The organism is Shewanella sp. Scap07 (assembly GCF_013394145.1).
GTDB lineage: Bacteria > Pseudomonadota > Gammaproteobacteria > Enterobacterales > Shewanellaceae > Shewanella > Shewanella waksmanii.
Window position 1 is genome coordinate 2,350,227 of sequence record NZ_CP041329.1, and the last position, 21,266, is coordinate 2,371,492.

The 21,266-nt window shown below is 44.5% G+C and carries 16 protein-coding genes; 6 read left to right on the top strand and 10 right to left on the bottom strand.

Annotated elements, in window-relative coordinates:
- Positions 1-66 precede the first annotated feature (66 nt).
- The 4 genes from ptsP to FLM48_RS10290 all read right to left on the bottom strand — a co-directional run bounded on the left by ptsP (position 67) and on the right by FLM48_RS10290 (position 4,238).
- Positions 67-1,770, bottom strand: a complete 1,704-nt coding sequence (ptsP, locus tag FLM48_RS10275) for a phosphoenolpyruvate--protein phosphotransferase (protein ID WP_179024568.1) — start codon at positions 1,768-1,770, stop codon at positions 67-69.
- A 22-nt stretch (positions 1,771-1,792) separates the two neighbouring features.
- Entirely contained in the window at positions 1,793-2,065 is a 273-nt protein-coding gene (locus FLM48_RS10280) for an HPr family phosphocarrier protein (RefSeq protein WP_028773863.1), read from the bottom strand.
- Between the two features lie 22 nt (positions 2,066-2,087).
- On the bottom strand, positions 2,088-2,486 hold the full coding sequence (locus FLM48_RS10285; RefSeq protein ID WP_179024569.1) for an ACT domain-containing protein: 399 nt from the start codon (positions 2,484-2,486) through the stop codon (positions 2,088-2,090).
- A gap of 111 nt (positions 2,487-2,597) precedes the next feature.
- A complete protein-coding gene (locus tag FLM48_RS10290) occupies positions 2,598-4,238 on the bottom strand; it encodes a methyl-accepting chemotaxis protein (RefSeq protein WP_028773861.1) in 1,641 nt (546 codons plus the stop codon).
- A gap of 343 nt (positions 4,239-4,581) precedes the next feature.
- Between FLM48_RS10290 and FLM48_RS10295 the strand changes: the two genes are divergently transcribed.
- Positions 4,582-5,289, top strand: coding sequence for a DUF3334 family protein (locus tag FLM48_RS10295; protein WP_028773860.1), 708 nt, complete (start codon positions 4,582-4,584; stop codon positions 5,287-5,289).
- Between the two features lie 69 nt (positions 5,290-5,358).
- Positions 5,359-6,375 carry a LacI family DNA-binding transcriptional regulator gene (locus FLM48_RS10300; protein WP_179024570.1) on the top strand — a complete coding sequence of 339 codons (1,017 nt, stop codon included), beginning with the start codon at positions 5,359-5,361 and terminating at the stop codon, positions 6,373-6,375.
- A 15-nt stretch (positions 6,376-6,390) separates the two neighbouring features.
- Here the strand turns inward: FLM48_RS10300 and FLM48_RS10305 are convergent, their stop codons facing one another.
- On the bottom strand, positions 6,391-7,011 hold the full coding sequence (locus FLM48_RS10305; protein WP_179024571.1) for a PolC-type DNA polymerase III: 621 nt from the start codon (positions 7,009-7,011) through the stop codon (positions 6,391-6,393).
- A 108-nt stretch (positions 7,012-7,119) separates the two neighbouring features.
- Here FLM48_RS10305 and FLM48_RS10310 point away from each other — a divergent pair, with 108 nt between their 5' ends.
- Positions 7,120-7,257, top strand: a complete 138-nt coding sequence (locus FLM48_RS10310) for a hypothetical protein (RefSeq protein WP_179024572.1) — start codon at positions 7,120-7,122, stop codon at positions 7,255-7,257.
- A 107-nt stretch (positions 7,258-7,364) separates the two neighbouring features.
- Here FLM48_RS10310 and fusA read toward each other — a convergent pair whose 3' ends face one another.
- Positions 7,365-9,449 (bottom strand): elongation factor G, encoded by a 2,085-nt coding sequence (gene fusA, locus FLM48_RS10315; RefSeq protein WP_028773858.1) that lies wholly within the window; start codon positions 9,447-9,449, stop codon positions 7,365-7,367.
- 561 nt (positions 9,450-10,010) lie between these two features.
- Between fusA and FLM48_RS10320 the strand changes: the two genes are divergently transcribed.
- Entirely contained in the window at positions 10,011-10,838 is an 828-nt protein-coding gene (locus tag FLM48_RS10320; protein WP_256871112.1) for a transporter, read from the top strand.
- Positions 10,839-10,908: 70 nt separating this feature from the next.
- Here FLM48_RS10320 and FLM48_RS10325 read toward each other — a convergent pair whose 3' ends face one another.
- Complete coding sequence (locus tag FLM48_RS10325; RefSeq protein ID WP_179024574.1) at positions 10,909-13,362, bottom strand: glucan 1,4-alpha-glucosidase; 2,454 nt, start codon at positions 13,360-13,362, stop codon at positions 10,909-10,911.
- Between the two features lie 47 nt (positions 13,363-13,409).
- Positions 13,410-14,930, bottom strand: coding sequence for an MFS transporter (locus tag FLM48_RS10330; protein WP_179024575.1), 1,521 nt, complete (start codon positions 14,928-14,930; stop codon positions 13,410-13,412).
- 490 nt (positions 14,931-15,420) lie between these two features.
- Between FLM48_RS10330 and FLM48_RS10335 the strand changes: the two genes are divergently transcribed.
- On the top strand, positions 15,421-15,687 hold the full coding sequence (locus FLM48_RS10335; protein WP_179024576.1) for a hypothetical protein: 267 nt from the start codon (positions 15,421-15,423) through the stop codon (positions 15,685-15,687).
- Between the two features lie 33 nt (positions 15,688-15,720).
- Here FLM48_RS10335 and FLM48_RS10340 read toward each other — a convergent pair whose 3' ends face one another.
- Positions 15,721-17,094, bottom strand: coding sequence for a M28 family metallopeptidase (locus tag FLM48_RS10340; RefSeq protein WP_179024577.1), 1,374 nt, complete (start codon positions 17,092-17,094; stop codon positions 15,721-15,723).
- Positions 17,095-17,395: 301 nt separating this feature from the next.
- Entirely contained in the window at positions 17,396-19,483 is a 2,088-nt protein-coding gene (locus FLM48_RS10345; protein WP_179024578.1) for a glycoside hydrolase family 97 protein, read from the bottom strand.
- 296 nt (positions 19,484-19,779) lie between these two features.
- On the opposite strand from FLM48_RS10345, the gene FLM48_RS10350 reads away from it, so the two are divergent.
- Positions 19,780-21,192 (top strand): DEAD/DEAH box helicase, encoded by a 1,413-nt coding sequence (locus FLM48_RS10350; RefSeq protein WP_179024579.1) that lies wholly within the window; start codon positions 19,780-19,782, stop codon positions 21,190-21,192.
- Positions 21,193-21,266: the final 74 nt, after the last annotated feature.

The window sequence follows — 21,266 nt, forward strand, 5'->3', positions numbered from 1 at the left end:
GGCCTCTTTATCCTAGCTATTGCTGTAGTTGTTGTTTTAATGACTAGCATACAGCAATAAATAGCTTTAGTAACAGTTTGTAAGGAGCTTATTGAGCTCTGTTATTCTAGTGGCTTTCATAGCTAACTGCGCCAGCTTTTGACACTGATTTAATGAAAGTTTATTTAAGTTTTGCTTTGTTTCGAGTAGGGCGCTTGGATTGACACTGAGTTCATCAACCCCTAAACCTACCAAGCAAGCCAATGCGGGCGGGTAACTGGCAATTTCACCACACACAGAGGTATGTACATCGGCGGCCTTGGCTTGGTTGATGGCCATTGCAATCAGTTTAATTACCGCGGGCGATAAACTTGGGTAGTCAGCCATAAAGCTAGGGTTTCCGCGATCGGCTGCCATTGTGTATTGCGTTAAGTCATTACTGCCGATGCTGATGAAATCAATGTAAGGCAACATTGATTCTAGATTGAGAACACAAGCCGGCGTTTCAACCACGATACCCAGCTGCAATTGCCCAAAGCCTTTTTCTTGTTGAATAAGCTGTTGGCGGCAAGACTCTATGATCGCAATGGTTTGTTCAAGTTCTTCAACTTGGTTGATCATGGGGAACATCAATCGAATTGAACCGTGATTTGCTGCCCGCAGGATGGCCCTTAGTTGCTGACAAAAAAGTGTTGGATGGGCGAGGGTGTATCTTATTCCACGTAGGCCAAGCGCTGGGTTATCTTCGCTAGCTATTTTTAGGCAAGGGACATCTTTATCGGCCCCCACATCAATGGTTCGGATTGTTAATGGTTGACCATCGAGTAACGACAAAGCATCGCAGTACATCTGAAACTGTTGCTGCTCTGTAGGCGCGCTTTGGGCGTGCATAAATAAAAATTCGGTTCGAAATAGACCGACACCTTGATAAGCGATATGGCTAAGATGCGCAATCTCAGTCACTGAGCCCACATTCGCAAGTAGTCCTATTTGCTGACCATCTTGAGTCTGCAATGGCAAGTCTTGATATTTAACCAACTGCTGTTGCAATTGCGCTAACGCTGCTTGCTCAGCTTTAAGGGCAGCAATCGTCTCTGCGGTAGGCGCAATGTGTAACTCACCGGCAAAGCAATCTATGGCCACCATCGGGCAATCATCAAGTAGGGAAAAATCCACCTTACAATTGACGATAGTCGGTAGGTTGCAGCTTTTTGCCAAGATAGTTGTGTGACTAGAAAGGCCACCTGTCACCAAAACTAACCCTTTAACTTTCTCTATAGGTAGTAAGGCAAACTCTGCCGGGGTCAGGTCATTGGCGATAACAATCGAATCGTCTTGTAGCGTATCGATATTTTGGCATTGGCCACAAATCAAGGTACTAATAATGCGTTGGCTAAGGCAGCGAATATCGTCAGCGCGTGCTGATAAATAGGGGTCGTCTAAATTCTCTAGTGCTTGAATTTGCTTTGCAAAAGTGCGCTCTACTGCCACTGCTGCACTGAATTGCTGGCTATTAATCGCCGCGCTTATTTCTGCAAGCAGCTCATCATCTTCAAGTAGTAAAAGGTCTGACTCAACTAACGCATATGAGTCGCTTTGTTGTTGGCAATGACTTAATGCACGCTGGGAAACAGCGATCATTTTCGCAAATGCTGATGCCAGTTTGCTTTGTTCTTTGCCGATGGCTGATTTTGCAATCAGTTGATAATTGAGCTGCTGTGCTTGTGGCTTAAAAGTCACTGCACGACCAATGGCAATGCCTTTAGATACTGATATCCCTTTTAATGCCATGTCAGACCTTCATATAATTCAATTAACTTAACGTTATCAGTAGCTCGGATACATGTTCAACCGCCACTTTCGCTTGCTCTCCTTGCGCACTGACATTGACGCTAACCCCTTTATATAGCCCCAAAGTCTGCAGTTTAAATAGACTCTTTGCACTAGCTTGTTTGCCGTTACATTCAACTATGACATCACAGGGGTAGCTTTTTGCGGCTTTTACCAACAATGCAGCAGGTCGGGTATGAATACCATGCTCAGCAATAATGGTTACATTTTTATGGAAATGTTCGGTTTGTGTCATCAATACACCTTAAATGACGTAGTTAACTATCTGAGCCGTATTCTACAATCTTATAGCTCTTACGAGAAAGGGCATTGATAGCGTCTTGCAGTTTTTCTTTCTTCACCAAAATGTAGTCAGTATCAAAGGTTGATATTGCGAAGATGCTGATGTTGGCATCGGACAACGCACCTGACACTCTTGAAAGTATCCCTGTCATAGAAAAGCCTAGGGGTCCCATGACTTCAAAGCATCGCCAGTCATCTTCTTGCTCTAAGCTGTCTAATTGTATTTCGCTAGGAGTGACTATCGATAATTCGTCTTGGGTTTTTCCAATGAAATACATGGGTTGGGTGAACACTATGGGGTCAATCGGCGTATCTGGCGCAAAGCTGTGGATGCTGTATAGCTGCTCATGTAGCGCGAGTGTCATTCTGGCCATCAATGTTCCTTAACGTATTTGAGTGAAGGTCCACACGTATCGTAGGCTAGCTTAACACATATTTTTGAAGGTGAAAGAGGCACTTGATAGTGCCTCTATTGTAGGTGGAGGCTAGGTTACTTTAAATTGACCTAGCAGGCGGGCGCTGTCTTTACTGATCTTTTGCAAAGACTCAGCTGCGCGCTGGTTACTCTCATTGGTTTGCACCGAGACTTCTGATAGCTCAGTAATACTGCAGATATTGCGGTTAATCTCCTCTGTCACCAAAGACTGTTCTTCAGTGGCACTGGCTAATTGGGTATTCATGTCACTGATGTGACCTATCAGCCCTAATATCTCACCTAAAGCATCGCCCACTTCTTTGGCTTGAACCTGCAACTGCTCACTTTGTTGTTGCGTTTCGCTATTGCTGGTCATGACCGAAGCAACGCCACCTTGAATATCAGCGATAATTTTTTGAATTTCGTTGGTAGAATCTTGGGTGCGATTAGCTAGCGCTCTCACTTCATCTGCCACTACTGCAAATCCACGTCCATGGGTGCCAGCTCGAGCTGCTTCGATAGCGGCATTTAAAGCCAAGAGGTTAGTTTGGTCGGCAATGCCACGAATGACGTCAAGAATGCTACCAATTTGGTCAGAAGATTGCCCCAAGTTATGCGTGATCGCTTCAGAGCTGCGGAGCTCTTCGACCAACTTTTCGGTATGCAGTACGGTGTTATCCATTTGCGCTTTACTATTTTGCGCTTGGTCTTTCACACTGTTGGCAGCATCAGCGGCTTGTTGGGTGTTGCTCGCCATTTCATGAGTGGTAGACAGCATTTCATTGATCGCTGTGGCAACGCTGCTGGTTTCTTGATGCAGGTGGTCCACACTGGCATTAGACTCGCCAACGGCATTAAGCAGGCGTTGGGCGTCTTGATTAATCTCTTCACCGGCTGGCTTGAGCTCTGCTACTAGTAAGTTGATTTTGTTAACAAACAGATTAAACGCAATCGCTAGGTCGACGACTTCGTCTTTACCTTTAGTGGGCAGTCTCTTTGTTAAGTCACCTTCGCCTTCCGCGATATCACGCATGGCGGCGATGGCTTCTTTAAGTGGCGAGCTAATAGAGTGGTTAAGGACCAAGAAAAAGCCAAAAATCGGTGCAGATATCAATACCATGATAATGAGATAATTCATTACCACACCCCATGTTGCATCGTTTATATCGCTCATGTATGAACCCGTCACTAAGGTCCATTGCCAAGGGGCATAGGCTCTTGCTTCTACCAGTTTAGTTTCTACAATGCCAGTCGATGGGTTAGCAATGGCAAATTCCGCTTTACCTATCTGGTTACTGCGTGCATCACTGATCAATTTTGTCATGGGGGAGCGGCCATCTTGAGAGCGGATGGCGCTGGCAGGCTGGCCAATTAACTGAGAATTGGCGCCGTGAGCAATGATAGTTTGATTGTCATCAATTAAGACAAAGTAGCCATCTTGGCTAGAGTGTATTTGATTAACAAGCTCAGCGACTTCACTTTTGGCTTGATCAAGGCTAATGGCTTGCTGGTTGACTTGCTGACGATGGGCTTCAATCACACTGAGTACAGTGTTCAGTTGCGCATCATTTTGTACCCACTTCTGTGTAATAAGATTGTTTCGCTGTTCATTGATAGAAAAGCTAGCAAATACAAAGGTGCCGATCGCGGCTAGCACTAACATTAAAATTAGTCGCTGTAAGATGGTCAACTGGCGCAAAAGTCCCATGATGTCCCCTTTAATGAAATTCAAGGCAAATATTTTTGTTATGCAAGTGAATATACCTATGCATCGGAATGAATAATATTAACTTAATCATGTTTACAATTTGTTTTTGAATTTGTTGATCTTGCTCACCTTTTAGTGGCTGAAAAATCAGCCTTTTGGCCAAAAATACCTAACAGATAACACTTAATAGACAAAAGTATTAAAGCGCTTTAACTGCATAGATACCGAGCTTGCCGTCTTAAAACTGAACGATATTTGCCCAGTTATAGTTAATGTTATGTAATGGTTTTGATTTTTTTGTATTTTCAGCGCAGAATTAATCATTACTCAATAAAGGCTACGTTCCATGACTACTTCTCCACAAGTAATTAGTTCAGACGATATCTTGCTTAAACTTTGCCATTCAGTCTCCCATGTATTATCCAGTACCACTGCTAGCCAGGTTTCCCACGCGGCCATGGTGCAAAGTATTACTCGTACCTGCTTAAAGCCTGATTTAGGTTGCTTTTCTATTTTTGATGGTGGTTTTTCAGGATTGGTTGTCATCAACTTCTCAGCACCTGCCGCCATAGAGATATACCGGGCTTATATGCAACAAATGGGCATGCCTGAGAGTGAACTGGCCTTCTCACATACTTCAGACGAAGTGGGTGATGTGATGGGGGAGTTGATGAATCAAATCCTTGGCGATTTCATCAATAAAGTGAACAAGCAGTTACAGACCTCTATTAACCAGTCTCAACCTAAAATGCTGACCATTAATAAAGAGCTGACTATCTCTATTGATACCAATTTAGATGATGCGGTTGCGCGAAGAGTGTCGTTTAAAACTGCCAACAATCATATCTTCTATTTAGAATTTGCCATGGATAAAACGGAATTTATTAAACTGGATGAGTTTGCCGAAGAAGAGCATGATCCTGATGAGTTGTTAGCTCAACATGGCCAGACAAAAACCAACGACAACAATGAAAAGTCACCTTGGTCAAAAGCGGCGGATGATACAAAAAGTAAAGATATTGCCGATGATCTTTTCGATGAATTAGGCATTTAATCCTAATAGCTTGCATGATAATCTCAGACTAATCGATCGCCAACAAATACAATAATAGGCCGTTCAACGATGAGTATTAAAGCCACCTCTATTGACATCGCATACCGTGCTGGGGTTTCTCAGTCTACGGTATCGCGTGCGTTGCGCAATAGCCCTCTGGTTAATGAAGAAACTAAACAAAAAATCCACGCTATAGCCAAAGAGCTCAATTATAAAGTGGATAAAAATGCCAGTAATTTGAGAACTCAAAGTTCATTAACTTTGGCACTTTTGTTGTGCGAAGATCCCACTAATGACGACTCGCATATTAACCCTTTCTTTTTAACGATGTTGGGTTCCATTACGCGTGCAACTGCACGTCAAGGGTATGACCTATTAGTTTCTTTTCAACAGCTTAGCTCTGATTGGCATGCTGATTATGAAGACAGTAATAAAGCCGATGGCATCATATTACTCGGTTATGGTGACTTTAAAGATTACCAAGAGAAACTGGCCAAACTGATTGAACAGCATACTCACTTTGTTATTTGGGGACCGGAGCAACACAGTGATGGTCGTTTGAGTGTGGGTTGTGATAATCAGCAAGGTGGCTTCATTGCGACACAACATTTACTGCAACTTGGTGCAAAGGATATCGCATTTTTAGGCGATGCCAGTGAGCATAGCCCAGAGTTTAAGTCTCGTTATTTAGGATACAGCCAGGCATTAAGTGCCAAAAAGCTACTCGTTAATCGTGCTCTGCAGTACAGCGCCATTAGCACAGAATCTTCAGGTTATGACGCTGCTATGGCATTAATCAACACCAAACAGCAGTTTGATTCAATCTTTTGCGCTAGCGACCTCATTGCCATTGGTGCAATACGCGCCCTAAAAGAGCAGGGGATTAACGTGCCAGAGCAAGTTAAAGTGGTCGGTTATGATGATTTACCGGTGGCAAGTTTTGCTAATCCCCCTTTAACCACGGTCAAGCAAGACACTAAATTGGCTGGTGAGATTTTGGTTGAGTGTTTACTTAAGCAAATTCGCGGTGAGCCAGTCGATAGCCAATTAATTAAAACTAGCCTAGTGGTCCGCGGATCTGCCTAGTCGGTGAGCTTATATCTATCGGTTACTGAACAATTGCTTAAGTTTAGCCTTTGGCGTTTTTGCTATCTGCTGCATTAGCTTAAAGTCAGGTTGAGTGACTTGATAGTGTTGTTGTAATTTTTGCACTAACTTTAGCCATAGTCTGGCGGTCATCTCTGCATCATCTAACGCGCGGTGAAACACGCCATCGCTTTCAATATCCAAATACTCGACAAGTTCACCTAAGCTATGTTTTGGCGCCGTTTGCACCAATCGTCTTGCAATAAGCATAGAGCAGGTGATCTGATTGTGCGGCGTTCTATCAATTGCAGCCAGCTCATGTTGTAAAAACCGCCAATCAAAGCTGGCATTGTGCGCAACCAAATTATAGTTTTGTATGAAGTCTGCAAATTGCTGCATCACTTCGCTGCATGGTGGCGCAGACGCTAACATGTGGTTGTCGATACCTGTGTAGTCAGCAATAAACCGACTGACAGCGAAACCTGGGTTCATCAGTGCTTGGAATCGGTCAACAACTGCACCGCTTTGCAATAAAACCGCACCAATTTCTATCGCACGATCACCTTGAGCTGGTGAAAGCCCGGTGGTTTCAAAATCAAACACCACGACCGAGTCTGCTGGAGCGTACAGTGACAAAATATGTTCCTTAAGGTTTTATACCAATCAGTATAAGAATTTGATCAACTCAGCGCGCTTTTGGCAAACTAGTTCAAGGCGAATAACTGAAACAATGGTTGCTCCCTTGTGAGATTATTCAACGCAGAAGTAGGCAGCCTAAAACGCGCCAGAATGGCGAGTTTTAGCGGTTCTGATGCTGTGTTAACGAGTTTAACCGTAGAACAACTATGCTCTTCACTCGTTGCCTTGCCTCAGAAGCGCTAAACTCTCGCTGAGTGACTAAATGTTTATACTGATTGGTATTATGCTTTGGCAGATACAAAAAAGCCGCGATAAAAATCGCGGCTTTTATCAAAGATTAAGCAGCTAAATTACTTCTTAGCTTCTCTTTCTTTAACTTCAGCGATAACTTTTTCAGCAACACTGTTTGGACATGGGCTGTAGTGTGAGAACTCCATAGAGAACTGACCACGACCAGATGTCATAGTACGTAGAGAACCGATGTAACCGAACATTTCTGAAAGAGGTACATCACCCTTAATACGTACGCCAGTTACGCCAGCTTGTTGGTCTTTGATCATACCACGACGACGGTTAAGGTCACCAATTACGTCACCAACGTTGTCTTCTGGGCTGAATACGTCAACTTTCATCACAGGCTCAAGAAGTTGAGCACCTGCTTTTGGCATAGATTGACGGAACGCACCTTTAGCTGCGATTTCGAACGCGATAGCTGACGAGTCAACTGCGTGGAAAGCACCATCGGTAAGTTCTAGTTCAACGTCAAGTACTGGGAAGCCAGCAACAGTACCAGTTTCCATCATAGATGCGAAACCTTTCTCAACTGCAGGCCAGAATTCCTTAGGTACGTTACCACCAACAACTGAAGAGCTGAAAGTGAAACCAGAGTTTTGCTCACCTGGACGGATAACATAGTCGATCTTACCGAACTGACCAGAACCACCAGATTGTTTCTTATGCGTGTAGCTATCTTCAATAACTTGAGTGATAGTTTCACGGTAAGCAACTTGAGGCTCACCAACAACTAGGTCAACACCGTAAGTACGCTTAAGGATATCAACCTTAATATCTAAGTGAAGCTCACCCATACCTTTAAGGATGGTTTCACCTGAATCTTCATCAGTTTCAACGCGGAAAGATGGATCTTCAGCAATCATCTTACCGATAGCGATACCCATTTTCTCGCTTCCGCCTTTATCTTTTGGCGCTACAGCGATAGAGATTACTGGCTCTGGGAATACCATTGCTTCAAGAGTACAAGGGTGCTTAACATCACATAGAGTGTGACCAGTTTGCACGTTCTTCATACCAACAATCGCGATGATGTCACCAGCTTGAGCAGAATCTAGTTCATTACGCTCATCAGCTTGCATCTCAACCATACGACCAACACGCTCAGTTTTACCTGTAGCAGAGTTAAGGATGGTGTCACCTTTCTTGATCTTACCTGAGTAGATACGTACGAAAGTTAGGGCACCAAAACGGTCATCCATGATCTTGAATGCTAATGCTTTGAATGGCTCTTCAGTATCAACAAGAGCGTGTTCGCCAGTTTCGTTACCTTCTTCATCAGTTAGAGGTTGTGGATCAACTTCAACTGGGTTTGGTAGGTAATCAACAACAGCGTCAAGAAGCAACTGCATACCTTTGTTCTTGAAAGCAGAACCACAGTATGTAGGGAAGAAGTGCATAGTACGAGTACCAGCACGGATACAACGCTTAACGTCTTCCATAGATGGCTCTTCGCCTTCCATGTAAGCTTCCATTAGATCGTCGTCCATCTCAACAGCAGACTCGATAAGTTGCTCACGGTATTCTTCAACCATGTCAACCATGTCAGCTGGAACGTCTTCAATCTTGTAGTTTTCAGCTTGTCCAGTTTCGTCCCATACCCATGCTTTACGAGTTAGTAGGTCAACAACACCTTTGAACTCGTCTTCGATACCGATAGGTAGAACCATAACTAGAGGGTTAGCAGCTAGTACATCTTTAGTTTGCTTAACTACGCGTAAGAAGTCAGCACCCATACGGTCTAACTTGTTTACGAAGATGATACGAGCAACTTCTGATTCGTTAGCATAACGCCAGTTGGTTTCTGATTGTGGCTCAACACCACCAGAACCACAGAATACACCAACACCGCCGTCTAGTACTTTAAGAGAACGATAAACTTCAACGGTGAAGTCAACGTGACCAGGGGTGTCAATTACGTTAAAGCGGTGGTCGTTCCAAAAACAACTAACAGCAGCAGACTGAATGGTAATACCACGCTCAGCTTCCTGTTCCATGAAGTCAGTTGTTGATTCGCCATCATGAACTTCACCGATCTTATGGATCTTACCGGTAAGCTTAAGGATACGCTCAGTTGTAGTAGTCTTACCCGCGTCAACGTGAGCAAAGATACCAATGTTTCTGTACTTTGATAAATCAGTCATTTTTCTACTCTGTTTGAGTTACGTTCTAAAATTCGGGGGGAAGTATATCAATACTTTCACGATATTTTTATAGATTTTTGTGAATTTTGCTTAAATAACCTTAAAACCACATAAATTCGTGGCGAATACTCACATTGATATTGCGGAAAAACCTAATGTTTATCAGCGTTTTCAGCCGATTAACCTTAAAGCGTAACCAAAGATTAATTGCTTATATCATTTTGCTAATTGTGAGCCAGTTAACGGCACAATTTACTTATTTACAACCAAAGCATGAAGAAAAGCGGATGTTTAGTCCGCTAAAGAGGGGTTGAGGCGCAACTCCCTTAGCGAGAGTCAAACTGCACTAATTTTAAAATCCGTTATAAAGTTGTACGAATACACAGGTAGAAAACAGTAGATTTTCAGGCTGTTAGTGTTACCTTGGTGGTTACATTGTTGTGATTAAAGTAACGTGAATAAGTGGTATTTATGCTAGGACGCTGTCAATTATTTGTGAGGCCCACATTGATTTGCCTTGGGCTAAATGCTTGTCTGTCTCCCCAGCTTGTAGCCCAAGAATTGGAGCCTCGAAGCTATACAAACCTGCCAACGGGCCAGCACTTTCTGGCAGCGGGTTATGCCAACTCATCAGGAGAGGTGTCGCCGTCGCCAAGCTCGCCTGTGGAAGATGCCAAACTCGACATAGATGCTTATATATTGGGTTATGCCACGACTTTTGGGTTGTTAGGCAGTAGTGCCAAGTTTGATACCGCAATCAGTCGAACCTGTTTTAGCGGCAGTGCAAGGCTTAACGGCGACCAAGTCAGTGTTGATCGCTGTGGTTTTACTGACCCAACAGTGCGACTTACTTGGAATTTCTACGGGGCGCCAGCAATGGATATTGCATCCTACGCTAAGTGGCAGCAGGGGGTTGTGGTTGGTACCAGTCTGCAAGTTACGGCACCGACTGGGAGTTATCAAGCAGATAAACTGCTCAATAGTGGTGCTAATAGGTGGGTCTATCGACCCGGCATTGGCATGTCGCATCAATTGGGTAGCTGGTACTATGACTTGATTGCTTCAGTGCGTTTTTATAGCGATAACAATGAGTATTTAGGCAGCGGTCAACTGTCGCAGCAGCCCCAGGTTAATTTACAAGGCCACCTGATATATTATTTTAATCGCGGCCATTGGCTGTCACTAAACGGTAATTTTTTCTTTGGTGGTGAAACAGAGAAAAACGGTGTTGCTTCTAATGATGACCAAGAAAACTCACGGTTTGGCTTGACCTATTCATTCGCTTTATCGAGGCAACAAAGTATTAAGCTGAGTTTCAGCACCGGCGTGCTGACACGCTATGGTAATGACTTTGATACCTTCGGCTTAATGTGGCAATACCGTTTATAATCAAAAACGCCACGATCACATGTGGTCGTGGCGTTAACTTACCGAATTAAGGATTCAGGGGTTTAGTGTTTTACGGGTTGAGTTTCTCAGTGACATTAGGATAGTAGTCCCACACTTTCTCGTCGCTTATAGAACGCAGTAGTTTGACGTATTCGGCATGGGTCCACGCAAGTGGCGTAGCGGAGTTGGTTCCTTGGCCCTTGTGATATTTATATCGAGTTGGATTTCCTACACCATCCCAAACTTGCTCAGGCAACATTAATCCTTCGTTGGCAAATATTTCCATGCCTTTAACATAGGTGTTAATTAAGGCCTGCTTAGTTTCTGGGGTAAGTTGCTTAGCTTGAGTGAGCTTTGCTAATTCATAGTGACCACGCTCACCAGTGAAAAATGGCCAGACTCTACCGCGTTGTCCTGGCGTATTCGCGCCACTTTCAGCGTAGCTGCTGCCTGTTTGCTCATCTTCACCGTAACCATCATTGCCATAGCGACGATAACCTGGAGTTTGTTGACCATCACCGGCATCAAAGAGGTATTTTACCCTTAGGTTCTCTGCTAAAGCGGTATTGTCTACCAGCTTAATGCTGTCAACGATGGTTTTATCATTGGCTGGCTTAACCCCGTAACGGACTAACTCCAAAAATCCAGCATCTAAGATCAGTCGCTGATCAAGGCCTTTACGGCCATTATTATCACCGAGTTTATCGGTGTTATTTGGATTGCCGTTAGGAGATAGCCTGACGTAGTAAGGCTGGGTTTGATCATTTTGCAGTGACAGTAATCCGTTTTCAGTGACTACTAAAGCAGTGAGTTTATGCTCCATTGCAATCGCGGTATCAAGATAACGTTTAGCGCTTTGCTCATCGCCACTGTGTTTGGCGATATCACTGGCACTGATTAACCCTGCTATAACGGCTGCTGCTGTTGAAGGTGAGTAACCTGCTTGCTCTTCCCAGCGCTCTTGTTGTGTTTTTAGCGGCGTAATGTGGGTGTTGTTCCAATCCAATTTCACCTCACCACCGGTAACGAGAAAGTCCGCCGCACTTTTTAGCATCACACTGTACCAGTGGTTTATTTCACTGTCCGATAGCACGCCTGCTTGCCACAACTGCCAGCCTAGCATCAGGGGCATAGCCGTTTGATCTAACTGAACCCCAACCCATTCGATTTGACCGTCAACATGAGTTTTCTGTAAAAACCAACCCGGTACACCTTCGTAGCCCGGTGTTTGGGCTGTCACTTGTACTTTTTGTAGGTATTCAAACGCGATCTTAGGCGTTTGGTGGTCTCCCATGGCTAAAAATGCCATTGCACATTGATAAAAATCCCGCGGCCAAACGGCTTTGTAGCCTGTACTGCCAACTTTAGCCGATACGGTGTCACCCCATGGGTTAGATAGCGAGGCGATAAGCGCACCAGGATGGGTTTTATCCTCCTGTGCTTTGAGTACTAATGCACTGGCATACAAGAGCTGGCCATCATCTGTGGTACTTTTTATCATCGCGGGCAGGGCATCTAGGCTATAAAGATAGTCTTGCCAACCCACAGCCTCGTCGATGCCATTGTAATTGGCGAGCACCTGCTGATAGCCTTGGGTTAATGTGCGCTGCGCATGCTGCAGGCTCTGTTGTTTATCGTCGCCAAAGCCAACAACAAAAGTGGCCTCTAGGGTGTTTGATTGCCCCGGTTTCACATTAATGGTAGGCAGTTGCGCCGTCATGGCTACATTTCCGCCAAGCTGGTCTGATACCTGCGTAGTGGTGGTATATTGCCAATTAAGCTCACCATTACTTTGTAAATCAGTGAGGCCATCGGATTGGCCAACAAAGCCCACACTGGCCTGCACAAATGCTTGGTCACTGATAACAGAGACTACGCTACTAGAAGATTGATCTGTGTAGGCGATTAAACTTTTACCGTCTTCACTTACCCGTGCAATATCGTTACTGCCACTATTGTCCACATGGGGGTTCACGTAAAGGTAGGGGGTAATACCAGCTTCATGTGCGGTAAAAAATACCTTCATCATTAATGATTGACTATTGGGGTCAGTAAAGATGTGTTTTTCTATTTCGTACTTACCTTGTTTATCTTTGTTGACCACCTTGTAGGCCAGCGATAAAGGGCGGCCACTGTCGTCTTTATGCAAGTAATCAATGCTAGAGATGGTGTCCGCTTGCTCGGTGTCGGTAAAGCCATCGCCGCTAATGATGAACTGCATCTCTTTTAACTGAGCATTGTGGATAAGACCGTACATGGTTTCAGTGACAATGCCTTGAGCAAGTGAGAACCAAACTTTGCTAATCTGCTCCGATTCACCATTTTGGTAGGGAGTGTAGGATGTGCCTATGCCTGTTTTGCCAGAAAATGCCCACACAGGCTCTAATCCAGGTGCACCGGGGGCAACCATTTGACTATGTACATCATTGGGCTGTTGCTCGTTAGGAGCACATGCACTTAATGCCAATGTGCAGCTTAATGCCACTGCGATCCTACTTGCTGAAAATAGAGGTCTGCGAGCCATATGGTTATCCCTTACATTTATTCATTTGTTTTGATTTAAGGTGTGAGTTATTTTTCTGCTGGAGGCGTAGAAACAAACAATACGCTAATACCCGCCAGCATCATGAGCGAGCCACCCAGGACTAAAGCAAAAATCGGCTGCCCATCAAAAACATGATTGACAATTAGCCCTAGCACGCTAGCCGCCAATAGTTGCGGAATGACAATGAAAAAGTTAAAGATGCCCATATAGATCCCCATTTGCTTCCCGGGTAAGGCATTGGCAAGTAGCGCATAGGGGATAGATAAAATAGATGCCCAGGCAATACCCACGCCAATCATAGGTAGCCAAAGTAAACTAGGATCCTTTATAAAATAGAAACTCATCAGACCTATGCCGCCACAAAATAGGTTAATTAAGTGCGAACACTTAAGCCCTACCGACATAGCTAACAAAGGAATGATCACGGCCGCGAGGGCTGCAAAACCATTATATGACGCGAACAATATCCCCACCCAGTCTGCGCCATCATTGTAGGCTTGTGATAGCACATCATCAGTGCCGTAGTGATATGAAGTGACCGCAGAGGTGGTATATATCCACATTGAAAATAAAGCGAACCAGGAGAAAAATTGTACCCAGGCCAATTGCTTCATCGCTTTAGGCATGGCAAATAGGGCATCGGTGATCGCAAAAGCCATACTGGGTGTGGTTTTACCCTGCTTAAGATAATGGCTGCAAAACCATTGTAGCGGCCCAAAGGCGAAGATACCTGCGGATAGTAGGTACAACTGCTTATCTAAATCAGCAGCATAAATGATCAGGGTGAATATTAACCCAACACCGCTCCACAACATGGCTCCTTGATGGTATTGCGTGGTAGTGCGCTGGCTTCTCACTGCTGTGCTATTGTGCTGGTTGTCATGTTCTTCGAACGCAGCTAACTGCTCTGGGCTGTATTCTCGTGAACTAATAATGGTCCAAAACACCGCGGCAAATAATACGACACCGCCAAAATAGAATGCATAACGAACGGCATCGGATATTTCACCAGCAGGGGCAGTATTACTGACTTGGAAGTAGTTGGTTAAGATGTACGGCAGTGCAGAGGCGATAACTGCGCCGATACCAATAAAGAAACTTTGCATCGCATAACCCAGTGGTCGTTGCCGCTTGGGTAGGTTATCTCCAACAAATGCGCGAAACGGCTCCATGGCGATATTAATTGATGCATCCATTATCCATAACATACCTGCGGCTACCCATAAAACGGGGGAGTGCGGCATGATGAACAAGGCTAATGTGGTGCAGACAGCACCAATTAGAAAATAAGGGCGACGACGGCCTAAACGAGTCCAGGTTTTGTCACTCATATAACCGATAATAGGTTGCACGAGTAGGCCTGTTAGTGGCGCGGCAATCCACAGGATTGGGATCTCGTCTATCGATGCACCTAAGGTCTGAAAAATGCGGCTAACATTGGCATTTTGAAGGGCAAAACCAAACTGAATACCCAAAAAGCCAAAGCACATATTAAATATTTGCCAAAAACTCAGTAATGGTTTGCTGTTAGATGTTGGTTTCGACATAGCCTGTTCTCTTATTGTTATTATGACACTATGCCATAGACGCTGATGTGCGGATGTTGTGCCGATAATTGCCCTAAAAAAACAGCGAATACACGTGTCCCTCACACGGTATTCGCCCAAAATGTACTGTCTAGCTCAAGTAATAGACAAGATGTACATCAATAAGACCTCAATCGACAGCTAGCTTACTTATAAGTGTTCACTCAATGTTCACTTGCTGAAGAACTTGCGACAATCTCATTCGCTACAGTCAGTTCCTATGACTTAACGCGATAAAGCACAGGTTCATGTTAACCTTGAGCGGTTTTTTTTAACAACTCCATGCATACGTATTCATATTACTTTGATAACCTTTACGTATCTTAATGTTAACCTTGGCCACTGTAGATAAATGATGAATAGCTTAAAAAATTCGTTACTGATAATTAGCCTTATGTCGCTGTGTGGCTGCAATATTGCCAGCCACGGATCGTTTATTGCGAGCTCTAATATGGATAGTCGTCACGAAAAGTCACTGACAGCATTAGGTGAAGTCACGGGCGAGAGTTGTCAAACGTCGATACTGTATCTATTGCCTAGCGGTGAGCAAGTCGCAACAAAAGAAGCGATATCAAACGCATTTGCACAAATTCCTAATACCATTCAATTGGCAAATATTAGCATTGATGATCAACTCAAGATTGGCGTGGGATATTCGGTACAATGCATCGTGGTTTCCGCTACAGCTTTAGGCTACCCCCAAACTGCAGGGGAGTAGCCTTAAGGTTTAGCGCTAAGGTTAACAGTTGGCTTAGAATGCGCCGGCTGGCCCTGGAAACACCACTGGGCTGGTATTACTGTTGCTGCCCACTGCGGCGACACCAAAAATGTAATTATCGATCACTAGATTGTGAAGTGTAAAACTGTCTACTTTGCCGACATAACGACTGTGGGTCCATTGTGGCTCAGTTGTTTTACGCCAATACACTCGATAACCCGCTACTTGGGCATTATCTTCAAGCTGCCATGTTAACGTTGTACTGGGTGAAACTTTACCGGCAATCGTTACCTGTTTAGGTGGTGCAGGGGCCCACGCCATTGACGCTAGGCTAATGGCATTGAGTGCAGTCAGTTTAGCTGTAAACGGTCCGTCAACACCTGCAATGACATCGCCATATTCAATGCCATTTTCAACCCTAAGATCTTGATGTTGTCGATGGTAATGCTCGTTGGTTTCCATGATACGCACTGCGGGCAGGCCGGCTTGGTTAAATGGCAGGTGGTGTCCACCACGACCGAAGCGGTCGAGTCGATAAACCATCTCTACATCAAGATTGACCATATATTGATCTGCTAAGCCTTTAATATGGCGCGCCAAATTACGTGATGCAGAATCATTTTCACCGCCTTCAAAATAGCGCTTTTTAGCTTCTTCTTCTGTTTCGGTATAGCGGACTCCCTCGGAAAACACTCTTACCGTATGGTTACTGACTACGCCGTTAATGCCGGAAATATTGCCTATCATGTCGTTATTAAGAACGGCTTGTACGTGCCAGTTTTGCGCTTTGGCATAGTCTGCAAGTATCTTTCCGCCATAAAGGCCTTGCTCTTCGCCACTTAGCGCTGCATAAACAATTGAACCAGAGAATTGATATTGAGAAAGCACACGTGCAGCTTCTAGTGCCCCTGCAACGCCAGTGGCATTATCATTGGCACCAGGCGATATGCTAGTTGCGTCCATGACATCGGTAACCCGAGAGTCGATATCACCACTCATGATCACCATTCGATTGGGGTTGGCATTGCCACGCTGGATCGCAATGATATTAACAACATTGGTATCTTGGGGAATACGTTTACCAGACACGGTTTGCCCCACTTCTATCACCTCTAAGCACTGGCCACATTGCGAAGAGATACGCTCAAATTCCGCTTTTATCCAGTTTCTTGCGGCGCCTATGCCTTGAGTTGGATGATCTTGGCTAGACAAGGTGTGGCGGGTACCGAAGTCCACTAGCGTTTGTACATCACTCATAATTCGCTCAGCTTGTGTTGCCTGAGCGATGTCATACAAACGTAGGTCTTCTGCAGATGGGGCTTGGTAAGCGCTAGTGTTGGCGAACGATAAGCTACTAATGCAGCATAAACTGACGCTGAGCAGGGATTTTGTGACAGCCTGATTCATAATGCCTCTTTGTTGTAATTATTGTTGTTAATGAGCAATCGACATTAACAGTAACAAAAAGTATTTAAAATGCACCAGATTTTGCTAAGCAAAAACGTTAAGAAATGTTGCACAGTGTATAGCGATGCAAAAATAATTTTTGGCGCTAACGTTAATGGGAAAAGGGGGGATTTAGGTAAGTAAAATCAGTGGCTAAGCGGGAGAGCAGGCTAAGCGCATTAATGGCGCGAGTCATCAGAAACTCGCGCCGAATGCTCTAAAAGATTAGGTCTAAGACTGTCCGACTTAAATTGAACGGCAATTATAACGCTTTAAAACGAATGGCCGCGCCACCGCTGGTAGCAAGGGGCAGTTCAATCTTGTCTGCGTTAGTGACATTCCTAGTTTCGATAATATAGTCATAAGGGTTGCTCTGCCAATTGGCATCAGGTCCATCACGGTAGATTTGCGCCTGATAACGGGTATTGTTATCAAGGAAGTCTAAGGCAATGGTTAGTGTACGTTTTGAGTCATCGGTAATCGCACCAACATACCAATCCTTTCCATGGCTGGCACCATCACGCTCTTGCCTAGCAAATATGACATATTCGCCTACTTCGCCTTGCAATGCGATACTGGTTTTCCAATCTGTAGGCACATCTTTAATAAACTGAAAGGCATCTGGGTACTTAGCATAGTTTCTAGGAAGATCAGCGGCCATTTGGATTGGGCTATATAACACCACATATAACGCCAATTGCTTCATCAGCGTGGTTTGCACGCGATTTACTGCATCTAGTCCTTCTGGGGCAAGATCAAAAATACCCGGAGTAAAATCCATTGGGCCAGATAGCATGCGGGTGAAGGCAAGCGTGGGTGTGTGGCTAGGATTATTGGGAGGCGTGCCCCATGCATTAAATTCTTGGCCTCTCGCCCCTTCGCGGCTAATCCAGTTAGGATAAGTTCTTCTCAGTCCGGTATCCTTAACTGGTTCATGAGTATTGATACTGATTTTACGTTTGGCAGCTTGCTCGATGCTATACAGGTATTCATTGACCATAAACTGACCGTCATGCCATTCATGTCGGGTAATACCTTGTTCATCAACACGCTTAATGTCGCCGCCATCGGCGACATAGCCGGTTTTAATTTGGGTGACGCCATGTTTTTCATAAAGATCGTAAGCAGCATCCATCTGCTTACGGTAGTTGGTAACAGAGCCGGATGTTTCATGGTGACCGATCAGCCTAACACCGAGCGTTTTGCCATAATCGGCAACCGCTTTAATATCAAAATCATCATAAGCTTGGGTGAAACTAAACACATCGCCGTTATGGAACCAACTGCCATCCCAGCCAAGGTTCCACCCTTCGACTAACACGCCGATAAAACCACTGGCAGCGGCAAAGTCCATGTAGCGTTTCGTTTCGCTGGTTGTGGCGCCATGCTTGTCACCCGAACCCCAAGTATTCTCGCCAATATGCATTCCCCACCAAATGCCTGCATATATGCCAGGCTCTACCCAAGAAACATCACCTAGTTTGTTGGGCTCGTTAAGATTAAGGATTAATGACGAGTTAAGTAAGCCTTTTGCATCTGGTGCAATTTGTACCGTACGCCATGGACTAGAAAAGCCAGCGTGAGTTTTTACTTTAATTCCATCTGACCAAGGGGTGAGGTCAGCACGTAGTACACCGCTGCGGCGTTGATCTAATGTCATAGCGGCATAATCGGTAAGTGCAGCTTCATGTATGCTCAAATGTATGCCGTTGTTTAATTTAAGCGTAAATGGCGTATGCACTCTATCTATGTCACTTACTTGTGTTTTTTGATAGAGATATTCATAGCGATTCCAACCACGAGCAGGTATCCACCAAGCTTGAGCAGCTTCTGGTTGAGGAATAGTAAATGTTGTTAGCTCTTGGGTAATATTGAGTTCGCTAAGTTGTGCTTGCTTAGGGAAGTGATACCGAAAGCCAATGCCATCGTTAAATGCACGAAATTCAATATTGTATTGATATGTACCATTAGAGAAGGTGGTGGTTAAACTGTGGTGATGGTCTAACATCCATTGTTTTTCTCCCCAAGGTTGCTCCCAAGTTGATTTGTGAGTACTTGTCTTACTATCAACAAGTTTAAATCCAGCTTGCAGTTCCCCTAATGTTTGAAAAGCTAATCCCAAAGCAGACGCATCTATAACAGACTTTCCTTGATAATAAACTTGATATTCAGGCTTTAGATTGTCGTCACGTACGGTAATGCTAATGTGTTTATCAGGCGAGGTTATTTCTATGTTAGCCGCTATGGATGATAGTGGGCATAGCGCTAGCAAAAGAGCACAGGGTATGGGGGCTAGCTGTCGAGTAACTTGGTGGGTGGTACAAGCCAGATCCTTGAGTAGATGAGACATTACTTATCCTTTTTATTTATCTCGTTATCTGGCTATATTAGTGACACCTATAGACTCGCCGCAACGCGTTACATACGTATTCAATGTTGTTTATTGGTGCAAGGCCTGAGTTTATTGATGGCTGGTCTATCACTAGGTGATCGCGTTTAAAATTCTAAGTGGTAGGTTTGGTCAATCTCTACTGCTGTTAAGGTCATTAGCCTGTTATAATCAGCAATATTAAAATTTCTCGCTGATGTTAAGTAATTAACTCACATTGGCGGGATTTATTGTCATTACACAGTCTGAGAATTTGCATGTCCTTTAAAAGCCTATCGCTTAACCCCGCTATTGAGACCGCCCTAGAAGAGTTAGGCTATACCGAGCCGACACCGATTCAGCTTAAAGCTATCCCTGTGGCGATGTCTGGTAAGAATATTATTGCCGCCGCGCAAACGGGTACCGGCAAAACGGCCAGCTTTGTGCTGCCAATGTTAGACAAATTAGCTAAGGGTGAGGCTGGGCGGAAAAAGCGGGTTAGGGGATTGATTATTACCCCGACAAGAGAGCTTGCAATACAAGTCAATGATAGCGTCAGCGCCTATGGTAAGCATTTATCAATACGCACCAGCGCTATGTATGGCGGTGTCGATCTTGCGCCGCAAAAGCAGGCGTTAATAGATGGCTTGGATATTCTGGTTGCCACGCCAGGTAGACTGCGCGATCTCTATACTCAGCGTGCTATTCATTTTGATGAGATTGAGATGTTTGTGCTTGATGAAGCCGACCGTATGTTGGATATGGGCTTTATTGACGACATCACCGATATCATCGACAAATTACCAGAGCAGCGTCAAAACCTGCTGTTTTCAGCGACCTTGTCACGTAAAGTGCGCGACTTAGCAAAGTACACCGTCAGTGATGCGGTGCAGTTGTCAGTAAAACAGCAAGAAAGTGCGCCCGCCATTGAGCAATGGATGGTGACGGTTGATAAAGATAAAAAGTCAGCATTGCTCAGTCATCTTATTAAAGAGAAAACTTGGCAGAAAGCGTTAATTTTTATCGAAACCAAACACGGCGCCGCCAAACTGGTAAGCCAACTAGAAAAGCGTGGTATTGAAGCTGAGTGTCTACACAGTGGTAAGACTCAAGCTAATAGGGAACAGATCTTAGCGGATTTCAAATCTGGCAAGATTGCCTATTTGATTTCCACCGGTGTTTCAGCGCGAGGCATCGATATTGATGAGTTACCGCTGGTGATCAACTACGATCTGCCATTTCCAGCCGATGAGTACGTACACCGCATAGGCCGTACAGGCCGAGCGGGGGCAAGTGGCGAAGCGGTGAGTTTAGTGTCAAAAGATGATTTTAAAAATCTTTGCATGATAGAAAGCCGAATTGATCATTTACTTGAAAGGCGCGTTGTCGAAGGTTTTGAACCTAAAAAAGTGGTGCCCATTTCTGTGTTGAACTTTGTGCCCAAAGCCAAGCGTGATGCCGATCGTGCGCCAATCAAAGTTAAGCGCGACCCTAAAAAACCGGCTAAATCTACTAACTCAGCAAACCCTGCTCGTTCAACAAGTGGTACAAAGCCAAGTAAACGCAGAGACAGTGCTAATGCGGGTAGTGCAGGTAATATCAGCCAAAGCAAAGACTCAAAAGCAGCCAATAAATCTAAACCGGCTGCAGCAGTTAATCCTTGGGCGAAATACAATAAATCGGTGAAGTGAGTTCGCCTTTGACTGAAGGCAGATTAAGGTTAGTTGGTAACCAATTAGAATCGGTGGAAATAATACAGTTGTTG

Bases quoted from the DNA above. Each gene is read 5' to 3' on its own strand.
- FLM48_RS10295 (WP_028773860.1), top strand. From the start codon at position 4,582: ATGACTACTTCTCCACAAGTAATTAGTTCAGACGATATCTTGCTTAAA.
- FLM48_RS10350 (WP_179024579.1), top strand. From the start codon at position 19,780: ATGTCCTTTAAAAGCCTATCGCTTAACCCCGCTATTGAGACCGCCCTA.
- fusA (WP_028773858.1), bottom strand. From the start codon at position 9,449: ATGACTGATTTATCAAAGTACAGAAACATTGGTATCTTTGCTCACGTT.
- FLM48_RS10345 (WP_179024578.1), bottom strand. From the start codon at position 19,483: ATGTCTCATCTACTCAAGGATCTGGCTTGTACCACCCACCAAGTTACT.
- FLM48_RS10330 (WP_179024575.1), bottom strand. From the start codon at position 14,930: ATGTCGAAACCAACATCTAACAGCAAACCATTACTGAGTTTTTGGCAA.
- FLM48_RS10340 (WP_179024577.1), bottom strand. From the start codon at position 17,094: ATGAATCAGGCTGTCACAAAATCCCTGCTCAGCGTCAGTTTATGCTGC.
- FLM48_RS10325 (WP_179024574.1), bottom strand. From the start codon at position 13,362: ATGGCTCGCAGACCTCTATTTTCAGCAAGTAGGATCGCAGTGGCATTA.
- ptsP (WP_179024568.1), bottom strand. From the start codon at position 1,770: ATGGCATTAAAAGGGATATCAGTATCTAAAGGCATTGCCATTGGTCGT.
- FLM48_RS10300 (WP_179024570.1), top strand. From the start codon at position 5,359: ATGAGTATTAAAGCCACCTCTATTGACATCGCATACCGTGCTGGGGTT.
- FLM48_RS10280 (WP_028773863.1), bottom strand. From the start codon at position 2,065: ATGACACAAACCGAACATTTCCATAAAAATGTAACCATTATTGCTGAG.
- FLM48_RS10285 (WP_179024569.1), bottom strand. From the start codon at position 2,486: ATGGCCAGAATGACACTCGCGCTACATGAGCAGCTATACAGCATCCAC.
- FLM48_RS10335 (WP_179024576.1), top strand. From the start codon at position 15,421: ATGGATAGTCGTCACGAAAAGTCACTGACAGCATTAGGTGAAGTCACG.